The sequence below is a fragment of the Chengkuizengella axinellae genome, assembly GCF_030730905.1.
In the GTDB taxonomy this organism is placed as follows: Bacteria; Bacillota; Bacilli; order Paenibacillales; family KCTC-33759; genus Chengkuizengella; species Chengkuizengella axinellae.
Window position 1 is genome coordinate 135115 of record NZ_JAVAMP010000003.1, and the last position, 12046, is coordinate 147160.

General features: G+C 34.8%; 11 protein-coding genes and 1 riboswitch. Of the genes, 8 read left to right on the top strand and 3 right to left on the bottom strand.

Annotation, left to right across the window (positions count from 1 at the left end):
* The first annotated feature begins 12 nt into the window (after positions 1 to 12).
* The 6 genes from Q5Y73_RS10255 to Q5Y73_RS10280 are packed head-to-tail and all read left to right on the top strand — an operon-like array spanning position 13 to position 5988.
* Complete coding sequence (locus Q5Y73_RS10255; protein ID WP_305991799.1) at positions 13 to 1065, top strand: Tad domain-containing protein; 1053 nt, start codon at positions 13 to 15, stop codon at positions 1063 to 1065.
* 22 nt (positions 1066 to 1087) lie between these two features.
* On the top strand, positions 1088 to 1771 hold the full coding sequence (gene cpaB / locus Q5Y73_RS10260) for a Flp pilus assembly protein CpaB (protein ID WP_305991800.1): 684 nt from the start codon (positions 1088 to 1090) through the stop codon (positions 1769 to 1771).
* On the top strand, positions 1761 to 2633 hold the full coding sequence (locus Q5Y73_RS10265; RefSeq protein WP_305991801.1) for a CpaE/TadZ family protein: 873 nt from the start codon (positions 1761 to 1763) through the stop codon (positions 2631 to 2633). Before cpaB ends, Q5Y73_RS10265 begins: the two co-directional genes overlap by 11 nt.
* Before the next feature lie 15 nt (positions 2634 to 2648).
* Entirely contained in the window at positions 2649 to 4064 is a 1416-nt protein-coding gene (locus Q5Y73_RS10270; protein ID WP_305991802.1) for a TadA family conjugal transfer-associated ATPase, read from the top strand.
* Between the two features lie 17 nt (positions 4065 to 4081).
* Positions 4082 to 5044, top strand: a complete 963-nt coding sequence (locus Q5Y73_RS10275) for a type II secretion system F family protein (protein WP_305991803.1) — start codon at positions 4082 to 4084, stop codon at positions 5042 to 5044.
* 2 nt (positions 5045 to 5046) lie between these two features.
* Positions 5047 to 5988, top strand: a complete 942-nt coding sequence (locus Q5Y73_RS10280; RefSeq protein ID WP_305991804.1) for a type II secretion system F family protein — start codon at positions 5047 to 5049, stop codon at positions 5986 to 5988.
* 141 nt (positions 5989 to 6129) lie between these two features.
* On the opposite strand, the gene Q5Y73_RS10285 is transcribed toward Q5Y73_RS10280, so the two are convergent.
* A complete protein-coding gene (locus tag Q5Y73_RS10285; RefSeq protein ID WP_305991805.1) occupies positions 6130 to 7005 on the bottom strand; it encodes a vanadium-dependent haloperoxidase in 876 nt (291 codons plus the stop codon).
* Positions 7006 to 7368: 363 nt separating this feature from the next.
* Positions 7369 to 7479, top strand: a riboswitch (TPP riboswitch).
* Positions 7480 to 7818: 339 nt separating this feature from the next.
* Between Q5Y73_RS10285 and thiC the strand changes: the two genes are divergently transcribed.
* The gene (gene thiC / locus Q5Y73_RS10290; protein WP_305991806.1) at positions 7819 to 9588 is read left to right on the top strand and encodes a phosphomethylpyrimidine synthase ThiC; all 1770 of its coding nucleotides are present in this window, start codon (positions 7819 to 7821) and stop codon (positions 9586 to 9588) included.
* Between the two features lie 157 nt (positions 9589 to 9745).
* Here the strand turns inward: thiC and Q5Y73_RS10295 are convergent, their stop codons facing one another.
* Positions 9746 to 10171 carry an RDD family protein gene (locus tag Q5Y73_RS10295; protein WP_305991807.1) on the bottom strand — a complete coding sequence of 142 codons (426 nt, stop codon included), beginning with the start codon at positions 10169 to 10171 and terminating at the stop codon, positions 9746 to 9748.
* A gap of 247 nt (positions 10172 to 10418) precedes the next feature.
* Here Q5Y73_RS10295 and Q5Y73_RS10300 point away from each other — a divergent pair, with 247 nt between their 5' ends.
* The gene (locus Q5Y73_RS10300) at positions 10419 to 10613 is read left to right on the top strand and encodes a hypothetical protein (RefSeq protein ID WP_305991808.1); all 195 of its coding nucleotides are present in this window, start codon (positions 10419 to 10421) and stop codon (positions 10611 to 10613) included.
* A gap of 58 nt (positions 10614 to 10671) precedes the next feature.
* Here the strand turns inward: Q5Y73_RS10300 and Q5Y73_RS10305 are convergent, their stop codons facing one another.
* Positions 10672 to 11883, bottom strand: a complete 1212-nt coding sequence (locus tag Q5Y73_RS10305) for an MFS transporter (RefSeq protein WP_305991809.1) — start codon at positions 11881 to 11883, stop codon at positions 10672 to 10674.
* Positions 11884 to 12046 lie beyond the last annotated feature (163 nt).

Consider the following 12046-nt stretch of genomic DNA (forward strand, 5'->3'; position numbering starts at 1 on the left):
TAAGGTGATCAAATGTTTAAATTTAAAAGATTCATAATAGATCAAAATGGAAATTCCCTTGTGTTAGTTTCGATTTCAATGGTAACATTATTAGCTTTTGTTGGGTTAGTTGTGGATTTTTCGAAGATATATGTTATAAAAACGGACTTGCAAAAGGCAGCCAATGCAGCTGTATTATCTGGAGCGCAAGAATTGTTAACTAATGAATCTAATGTTGAAGGAATTGTAGATACCATTTTAATGAAACATGATGAACAGGATAACTTAGAATCTCTTGATATTAATATTGAACAAGATGTGACCGTTTCATTAAATGAAGAAGTACCTCTTTCTTTCGCGAAGATATTTGGAGTTACAAGTATAGATGTTCCAGTAGATGCCAAAGCAGAGATAAAACCAATTGGAAGTATAACTGGGATTGTTCCTCTGGGCATCGATGAGCAAGAATTAGAATTTGAAAAAGAATATATTTTAAAAGTAGGAGCGGGAAGTGATTTAGCAGGAAGTGATGATAGTAACTTTGGCAACGGGTTTTTTGGAGCTTTGGATTTAGGAGGTCGTGGAGCAAGTAATTATGAGGAAAATTTAAGGGAAGGTTATGATGGAGTAGTTGAGATTGGAGACATATTAGAAACGAAAACTGGGAATATGGCGCAACCAACACTTCGGCCAATTGAAGAACGAATTAATAACTGTGATTTTACTTTAACTCGTTTTAGCGAAATACCTCGAGATTGCTCAAGAATTGTTTTAGTGCCTGTGTATCGTCCATACAATCAAACTGGCAATCAATTAAAAGAAGTAGAGGTTGTAGGGTTTGCATATTTTTATCTGGCATATGTAGGAACAGTGGATGAAAGTGATGATAGCGATAACAGTGGAAATAACGGCAATGGAAATGGAAATGGAAATGGAAATAACGGCAATGGAAATGGAAATAATGGAAACGGCAATGGAAAGGCCTATGTTACTGGTCAATTTATTGCATATGCTGGTACAGGATCTACTAATGATGGAGATGATGTCGTAAGTTTTGGTGCCTATGGGATAAGGTTAACGGATTAATTCAACGAAAAGGTGAAATGCAATGAAGTCTAAAGTGACATTAATATTAGCAATTGTAATGGGGTTAGTAACAACCTTACTCTTTTATAAATATATGGATGGAATGAGTACAAATACGGATGTAAATGTGAAACTAGTTGATGTAGTTGCTGTGAATAAAATTATTTTTGAAAATCAAGTGATAAACAAAAGTTCACTAAAAGTGATACAAGTGCCAGAAGATGGGGTGCATTCTAAAGCGATAAAAGATCCTGAAAAGGTTATAGGTAAGATTGCTCTTGCTGATTTTGCAGCTAATGAGGTTATTTTAGAACATCGTATAGGAAGTGAAGCTGATGAATCTTTGTTTGTATCAAGAAAAGTAACAGAAGGGTTCCGTGCAGTATCTATTGGTGTCAATTTTGTTACATCGGTATCCAACTTAATTGAACCAGAAGATATTGTAGATGTGATTTGGACGTATGAGGTCAAAGACACAAAAGAAATAATGTCTGAGCTTCTATTAGAGGAGGTTCGTGTTTTAGCGGTAGGAAGAAGAATGATCGAGTCTACCACCGATACGGAATATGTTGAATACAAATCAAGTACGTTAGAATTATCCGCGAATGACGCGGTAAAACTAGTCAAAGCTTCAAATGCAGGTTCGATCCAACTGATTCTGCATGGTCGATTAGATAAAGAGGATGTGAAAAATGATGAAGAATGAAATAAGACAAGCCAGAGAGGCTAAGGAAGCCAGCAAAAATAAAAAGGGTGACATGATTGCCATTTGCAGTGCAAATGGAGGAATTGGCAGAACGGTTATGTCTACAAATCTAGCTGTTGCGCTGGCAAAAAATGATATGAGGGTCTGCAACATTGATGGAAATTTTCAGTTCGGTGATCTTTGTTTATCTATGGATGTAAGACCAACCTTTACAATAAAAGATACTGTGGAAGAATTGGACCAGATGGATGAATATACATTAGCCAATTTCCTTGTGAGTCATAGCAGCGGAGTCAAGATATTAGCTTCGCCTGAAAGACCAGAATATGCAGAGTTGGTTACAACCAGCGTGTTAGAAAAAGTCTATAAGCTGCTTGTTAATCAATTTGATTATTTAATTGTTGATACGGAAGCAGGGTTGCAGGATCTGAGTCTCTTTTTTATTGAAAAGTCAGATGAAATATTTTTATTGACTACTTTAGATATGGTTGTGATGAGAAATACGAAAATGATGCTGGAAACCTTTGATATATTAGGTCAGAAAGAGAAGGTGCGTGTATTGGTGAATAAATCCTCTGTTGATAGTGTGATAAAAACCGCAGACGTTCCAGGTATTCTTGAGACAGAAAATATCTTTCATATTCCCAATCAGCCTCAACTCGTAACACAATCTATGAATGTAGGTGTTCCTTTTGTATCAAATCACGGAAAAACAGATTTAGCTAAAGCTTACTTTAAAATAGCAGAACAATTGTTGTCTAAACGAGAGGATGTCATTGTAACCGAAGAGAAAAAACCGCCATCAAATTCAATATTGCAGTCTATTTTTCAAAAAGGGAAAGCAGCAAGATCTATATTTTAGACAGGAGTGAATGCTATGAGTTTATTAAATAAAATCCAAGCTAAAAAAGAAGAAAAATCAAAGTTGAAACAAACTGATTCTATTGAAACATTATCAACCCCTAAAATAGATTTACTATCTTCCTATCGAAAAACGGATAACCATGTGGACAAAAAAAATGCAAAAGATCCAAAAATGGTGTTACATCAAGACCTGAAAAAATTATTGCATAAGAAAATAATGGATCAAATGAAGGATGATGATGTGAAAAAAATCATTCCTCAAATTGATGCCATGGCAGTAGAAATTATGAAAGAGAATGAAAAATTCAGAGGTGTGATTAACCGAAAACTAGTTGTGGATGAACTTATTAACGATTTAACAGGTTATGGTCCCATTAATCCTCTATTATTAGATCCTACTATTACTGAGGTGATGATTAACGGACCAGAACAGGTTTATGTAGAAAAAAACGGTAAGATCATTAAAACAGAGGTTCAATTCCGTGATGACGAACATATCATGAGCATTATTGAAAAAATCGTAGCACCTATTGGTAGAAGAATAGATGAAAGCAGTCCAATGGTTGATGCTAGATTGCCGGACGGTTCAAGGGTAAATGCTATTATTCCTCCACTTGCTTTAAAAGGTCCAACTTTAACGATCAGAAAGTTCTCAAAGGATCCTTTTAAAATGGAGGATCTCATCAAGTTTGGAACTTTAACAGAGGATATGGCTGTATTTATTGATGCCTGTGTAAAAGCGAAATTAAACATTTTTGTAAGTGGTGGTACGGGTTCAGGAAAAACGACCACACTAAATGTTTTATCTTCCTGTATACCAAGTGATGAAAGAATCATTACGATTGAAGATGCTGCGGAGCTTCAGCTTTGGCAAGAGCATGTAGTTTCACTTGAATCCAGACCATCCAACTTAGAAGGAAAAGGTGAAATCAGCATTCGTGATCTTGTTAAAAATGCACTGCGTATGAGACCCGAAAGAATTATTATAGGGGAAGTACGTTCAGGAGAAGCTTTAGACATGTTGCAAGCAATGAATACGGGACATGATGGTTCTCTTGCAACAGGTCACTCTAATAGTCCACGTGATATGATCTCTCGTTTGGAGACGATGGTATTAATGGTTGGTATAGATTTGCCGGTAAAAGCGATTAGAGAACAAATCGCGGGTGCGATAGATATCATTATTCAACAATCTAGAATGAAGGATGGAACTCGGAGAATTACACATATTACTGAAGTGCAAGGGATGGAAGGAGACGTAATTGTCTTACAAGATATTTTTGTGTTTGAACAATATGGGATTAATGAAGAAGGTAAAATCATAGGAGAGCTGAAACCAACAGGAATCCGTCCGAAATTTTATGAAAGACTGGAAGTCTCTGGCGTTTATATCCCACCTACAGTGTTTATTGAGGATGAATATGCTTAAATTAGGAGGATGGAATTTTGAAAATTTTAATCTTTGTCCTTTTCATGATGACCTCAATATTTTTATTTTTTAGCTTGTTCCAAATGTTCTTTAAATCAGATAAAAAAATGGAAAGGAGAATGAAGTCTTTCCTAAAAGAAAATGATCAGAAAGAACTGGACAAGCGTTCTTTTCATTTTTTAGTCCAAACGAAATTATTCCAACAATCTGTCCAGGAAAAGCTGAAAAAACGAAGAAACACTAAAAAACTGGAACAAAAATTGATCAGCGCAGGAATTTCTATTAGACCAGAAGAGTTTGTCATGTTTAGAATGATACTTTCCATTATCTCAGGGTTGACAGCATATTTGATTTTCAACAATTGGTTCATGATTCTATTTGGATTTTGTTTTATATATTTTGGTTCTAACATTTGGATTAAAATGAAACAAAAAAAACGCATTAAAATGTTTAATGACGGTTTATCAGATATGATTACTACTTTAATAAGTTCACTTCGAGCGGGTTTTAGTTTAGTGCAGTCCTTTCAATCTGTTATAGAAGAATGTGAATCTCCTTTGAAAGAAGAAATAGGGCTTATGATAAAAGAAATGCAGTACGGACTTTCATTAGAAGAAGCGTTAAATGAACTGAAAGAAAGAATGCCAAGTGAAGATCTAGACTTGATGATTCAATCTATTTTAATTCAACGACAGATTGGAGGCAATTTGTCAGTGATATTGGAAACGATTGAGCAAACGATACGAGACAGAAATAAAATCCAGGGTCAGATTTCAACATTAACAGCACAAGGGAGATTATCTGGATGGGTTATAGGCAGTATGCCTATTGCTGTAGGGTTCATTATTTTTTTGATTGAACCTGAATACTTTAAAGATTTTTTTAAACACCCTATTGGCATTATGCTTATTGTTGCAGGAGTTATTTCAGGGACAATCGGGTTTATATTAATTAAAAAGATAACTACGATTGAGGTGTAATCATGATTCTTTATGTAGCTTTTTTTTTCACAATTACCTTAGTTATTTATAGTTTTTTTATGTTACGTAGAGAAAGGAAAGAAAAAATAGAGAAAAGAATCTCTTTAATTAAGGGTGAAGAAAAGAAGCAAGCTGATAATGAAATTATTAATGAAGATAATGAGGATAAAAAACAATCAAACTTTTTCCTGAAAAGATGGATAAACTTCTTAGTGTTTAAAATGAAAAATATATTTAAACGCAGAATGAAAGAGAAAAAAATAGCTAAGATAGAAATGAAATTAATACAAGCTGGGAGGCCATTTAATATGACTCCCATTGATTTTCGTTTATTTCAAGTTGCCTGTGTATTATTACTTCCAACGATTTCATTTATAAATTTCACTTTTTATGGAGTATCCGCAAACTTAAAAGTACTGGCTGTATTTACTGCTTTTGTGAACGGTCTGATATTACCTCATTTATTATTAAAAAGCCGAATAAAAAAACGTAACAACAAGGCTTTGCGTGAGCTTCCAGACGTTTTGGATTTATTAACGGTAAGTTTGGAGGCGGGGTTAGGATTTGATGCTGCATTAAAAAAAATGGTTTCGAAAAATGATGGGGTTTTGGCAAATGAATTTAAGCATTGCTTGGAAGAAATTCGTTTAGGGAAAGTAAGACGTGAAGCGTTATTGGGCATTAAAGAAAGGTTAGATTTAAAAGAAATAAAAACGATGATTAGTAATATACTTCAAGCTGAAAAATTAGGTATTGGTATGGTAAAGGTCATGAGGGTAATATCTCAAGAAGTTCGTGGGCAGAGAAAACAACGTGCGGAGGAAATGGCAATGAAAGCTCCGATAAAAATGTTGTTCCCTCTTATATTTTTTATTTTTCCATGTTTATTTATTGTACTCCTGGGGCCTGTTTTGATTGGTTTCTTTGAGGTCTTTGGAGGTTAGCTCATAAAAGTGATATCTGATTTGAAAATAGGTTGTATGATATCGTTTCTTTTGAAAATTGAAAGGGGCATCCAATCGTCGAAAATCGAAGTTGGAGCCCCTTTCTCCTTGACCTTGTATATTTATTTCACATGAATTATTCTAATTACAGCAATCAGGACGCGTTAGTGAAGTGCAGTTATCTGGAAAATCAAATGGGATGACCTGATCATACTCCGGTGGAAACGGTGGTAATGCAGCATCTAAATTATCAGTATAAGGGACATCAATTGGCTTTCCAGTAGAATCTCTTTGACTAGCTAATATCGGAATAATATGATCTGCTACCTGATACCCTAGTTTCAATCCTTCATCATTATCAATCGGAAAATGAACAAGTGCATACAAACGTGACAAAGCACATTGTTTAGCTAATTCGTCTAATTTAGCTGCTTCTCCAGGGAAGAAATATTTTAACATATTAGCTACACATCCTGCTACAGCTGCATGACCAGAAGGATATGTTGGGTGACGAGGTGTACATAGGCAAGTAGCCAATTCTTGATCATATTGATCCGGTCTTGCGACTAACCACAAAAATTTATAATACCAAGTAATGATAAAAGCATCGTTTGCTGCAGCTAATACAGCAGATTCTAGTCGAGCTGCATATGGAGCTGTTACCCCATAAGTATCAACTAAGATATCTAAAACAGGTAACCATTGTTTGGTAGCGACTCCAGTTCCCCAATATTTTGCAATCTTTTTCATATCTTCATCGAGGTGATTCGCAGTTTCTAATACAGCTTCGAGCTCTGAACCTCCCCAATCTATATAATTAGGATGTTTGATAGTGAAGTACACAAGCTCACCAGTTTGTTTCACTTCAAATTTACTACCACAACGTTGATAATAATACATAGGCCATGAGTCAGAGTAGGGATCTTCGGGGTTTGTAGGCGGAAATTCTTCTCCAGCATACGGCACTTCATTCCATAATAAATAGTTGGGATCAAAGTTATCGCAACATTTACTCATATCTTTAACTCCTTTCTTGTAAGATATGATATTTTATTCTACTGGTACAGGATTCGAAATAATGCAAACGTCTGTTTTTTTATAGCAAACACCCATTTTTACTATAAAAATAGATAGATACCTATACATCCCTTCATAATAATTAGACTCCAAAAAAAATATGTATCATCTCATATCTCCTGAAGAGCATTTAACTCATTTTTTATGAGGTGAACAACACTCTATTAACTACATTAAGAAACAAACTTTTATATGATTTAGATCATGGAAATATTTTTTCAAAATTAATTTTAAAGCATTCTGTAGATTGGGACTTCACAAAATGTTTAGTTCATGGTAACGTATAGTAAGATTCAATAATTTCATATTATTGCAGGGAGCTTGGAAGACCAGGCTGAGAGGATGGCTGTTCTGCTGTCGACTGTTGAACCTGATCTGGGTAATGCCAGCGTAGGAAAGATGTCTATTCTTGAATGATCTATTCATGACTACTTATTTCCTTGAGTAGTCATTTTTTATTGAAAACAATGTATAGATCCTATGTACTTGTACACTCAATAAATTACATTATTATATCTTAATAACCATTGAAGAAAGATTCCCCGATATAGTAATTTTCACATCATCTTTTCATTAATACGTACCTACACTTTTTGGCTAATTACCTATCTATATTTCAACTCTCTAAAGGATTGTCGACCTTTTGAATTCCCGTGCATAAAGCTGTCTTTTCATGAATAAGTGTTAACGAAGCTTACTGAATTCATGAATGATCACTTTTTAATGAATCCATTTCTATTAGGAGGTTTCTTAATGTCCAATCAATCAGAACAAATTTCTGTTTCCTCATTCCCAGGAAGCAAGAAAGTGTACGTAACCGGCTCTAGAGAAGATATAAAAGTTCCAATGAGAGAAATTCAATTAAGTGCAACAACTTCAGATTATGGTGAAGAAATTAATGAGCCAATAAGAGTTTATGATACAAGTGGACCTTATACGGACCCAGCATATGAGACAGACATTCGAAAAGGTCTTTCTGCACACCGTAGAAATTGGATCTTAGAGAGAAATGATGTGGAAGAGTATGAGGGAAGAGATATTAAACCCGAAGATAATGGTTACATAAATGAAGAATCCATAAAAAATGTAGATGTTTTCCCTGGATTAAAAAGAAAGCCACTACGTGCTAAAAAGGGTAGCAATGTAACTCAAATGCATTATGCTAAAAAAGGAATCGTTACACCAGAAATGGAGTTCATAGCTATTCGTGAAAATGTTTCTCCTGAGTTTGTACGTGATGAGGTGGCTAGTGGTCGAGCCATTATTCCGTCAAACATAAATCATCCTGAAAGCGAACCAATGATCATAGGTCGCAATTTTCATGTCAAAATCAATGCTAACATTGGGAATTCAGCGGTCACTTCTTCTATAGAAGAGGAAGTAGAGAAAATGACTTGGGCAACTCGTTGGGGTGCTGACAACATCATGGACTTATCTACAGGTAAAGACATTCATACTACACGTGAATGGATCATTCGTAATTCTCCAGTTCCTATTGGGACGGTTCCGATTTATCAAGCATTGGAAAAAGTAAACGGAGAAGCACAAGATCTAACCTGGGAAGTCTATAGAGACACTTTAATTGAGCAAGCAGAGCAAGGAGTAGACTATTTCACTATTCATGCAGGTGTACTTTTGAGATATGTACCGATGACTGCTAAAAGGGTAACGGGTATTGTTTCTCGTGGTGGTTCAATAATGGCAGCATGGTGCTTGGCTCATCACGAAGAAAGTTTCTTATATACGCATTTTGAAGAAATTTGTGAAATCCTTAGAACTTATGATATTTCCATTTCATTAGGTGACGGGTTAAGACCAGGATCTATTGCTGACGCAAATGATGAAGCTCAGTTTGCAGAGTTGGAAACATTGGGTGAGCTTACGAAAATTGCATGGAAACATGATGTTCAGGTAATGATTGAAGGACCTGGTCATGTACCGATGCATAAAATAAAAGAAAACATGGATAAGCAGCTGGAAATTTGTCATGAAGCACCATTCTACACATTAGGTCCATTAACAACAGATATAGCTCCAGGGTACGATCATATTACATCTGCCATTGGAGCAGCATTGATTGGTTGGTATGGAACAGCTATGTTGTGTTATGTGACACCTAAAGAACATCTAGGATTGCCGAATAAAGATGATGTTAGAGAGGGAGTTATCACATATAAAATAGCTGCGCACGCAGCAGATCTAGCAAAAGGCCATCCTGGTGCTCAAATTAGAGATGATGCTTTATCTAAAGCTCGTTTTGAATTCCGTTGGCGTGACCAGTTTCATCTATCACTTGATCCTGAGAGAGCTCTTTCTTTTCATGATGAAACGCTTCCTGCTGAAGGAGCAAAAACAGCGCATTTCTGCTCAATGTGTGGTCCTAAATTCTGCAGCATGAGAATTACACAAGATATTCGTGAATATGCCAAGGAAAAAGGATTAACAGATGAGAAAGCAATTGAAAAGGGAATGAAAGAAAAAGCACAGGAGTTCACGGATAAAGGGAAAAAAATATATAGTTAACGAGAACATCACCACTATAAAAAACAACCTGATAGCAAATCTATCAGGTTGTTTTTCTAATCTTTATGAAAGAAATAGAGGAGCATAAGCATCTTATAGTATAATTTTGATTATATTAAATATAATAACAGATAAATTTCCCATAGGATTAAAACGATTATGGTTCATCATAAGTAACATATGTTCCTGCTATAAAGTCATGAATAGAGCGTTTGTCTTCTCGCATTGCAACCATGATAGCACTGATAATTGCAGCAATTCCCAAAGTTAAACCATAAACAATAAAAGCACCAAAATGACGAAGTAACATCGTTATTACTCCAACATTATCCCCATTTATTTTTACAATTCGAATTCCGCATATTTTTTTACCAACAGTGTATCCATACCATATTATTGGAAGAACAATTAAATATAACAGATCAAAAATTTGATATAGGTCCCCAATTATAAATCTGAGTAAAAGAAAAGAAATAGTCAATAGGAATATAGAATCCAAAATGCTAGCAATAATTCGAACTCCTAATCCTGCAGGTTGATTGATCAAATTATGACACTCCTTTTGTTTAAGTCTATTTATCATATCATATTACATCTGATTAGATCATCTTGCTTCAGTGGGAGGTATTAAAACTCCCACTGAAAGTTAGATTCTCTTTATTGCAAGGCCTTTCAATACCAAGAATGGCATCAATATTCAATTCATATCTAAAAGAGAAAGCTATCATATCATTTATGTATTAGATTTTTCTCCTTAAATGCTTTAGTATATGATATGAAAAAAAGGTATAAATCAATATAATTAAATAAAATTTAGGAGGGAAGAACAAGTGATAAAGGAGAAACAGATTCTATCCAAAGAAAATGAGTTCGATTATGCAATCATAAACAATCTTAGAGTTGTGGTTAAACAATATGGGGTAACTGTAGACTACGGCGGAGAAATTACAAAACATGATGCAGAATATGTTAAAATTCATGAAAAATACTTTAAGAAAAACACCTGTGAGTTTTTAGTTCGTTAAAACTCACAGGTGTTTTAATTTATGCTTGCAGGTCGTTAAAGAAGGCAAAATCTTTTAATCATACTTTAAACTGATCTACATTTTTTGAGACAAACAACGTTTTTCTAACCCAGATCATATTTATAAATAATAAAATGCCAGACATAATGAATAAACCTGGAATAGTAATTAATCCTGATATAAATCCTCCTGTAATTGGACCCAGCATATTTCCCAATGCAAGTGAACTAGTATTGAAGCCGTAAGCACGACTTTCCATCCCTTCGGGTATGTATTTTCGAAGTAAAGAGTTTACGGATGGAAGTAACCCGCCTATAAAAATTCCCATAAAAAACCTTAAGATCAACAACTGCCAAACATTACTTACAAAAGCCTGTGGGATAGACGTAATTGCTGCACCTAATAATGCTATCCATAGTATTTGTTCAGAGCCGATGCGATCGCTTAGTCTTCCTAGTATAGGAGCTGCGATCATATTGGAAAACCCTGTAATAGATCCAACTAGTCCAACAAATAAAGCTAACCATTGTGAATTTTCATGCATGCCTTGAACATAAATAGCCATTAGGGGCATTACGCTTAAAAATGAAAATTGAATCATAAATGTTACAGAGAAAAGTGCAGGAATCTGAGGGATTTTTCTCAAATCATTAAATCCTTGAAGTACAGAAATGTTCGGTTTTTTTGCAGCTTTTTTCTTATCAAATTGTTCTTTAACAAAAAATAAAGCTAACAAAGATGCAATAAATAATAAAAATCCAGTAATAAAAAATACCGTTTGATATGGGACAAAGTTTGCGAGTCCGCCTCCTATTAATGGACCTAGTATTGTTCCAGCAACAGCTCCAGACTGCATGATCCCCATTGCATAACCAATATGCTCTCGTGGTGTATTTGTAGATACTAATGAGGTAGAAGCGGGAATATATCCAGAAATCGTTCCATTGAGCAATCGAAGAAATAATAATTGCCATGTATTTGTAGCAAACCCCATTAATGCAACAACAATGGACATGCCAAAACCTGAACGTAGGATCATGATTTTTCTGCCGTATCGATCCCCTAACTTTCCCCATAAAGGTTGAAAAAGAAATGAGGTTAAAAAATTGCCAGCAAAAATTATACTTGTCCACATGGCAAGTTCACTCTTATCTGTGATTCCTAACTCTTGAATGTACAACGGTAAAAATGGGATGATCATACTCATGCCTGACGTAGCCATGAATTGACCAAACCATAAAACAATTAGATTCGTTTTCCATCGGGGCAAAATAGTTTCCTTCTTTCAATGATATAAATTACTGCAAATAAATTTCGAACAAAGGTTGATTAAATAGTTGCATCAGTAGTACCCACTGATTTTGCAAAGGTTATTGTCATTATTATTTGAGGTATGTATTGTATGTATACAAGTTTCTATAATGGTTACATTA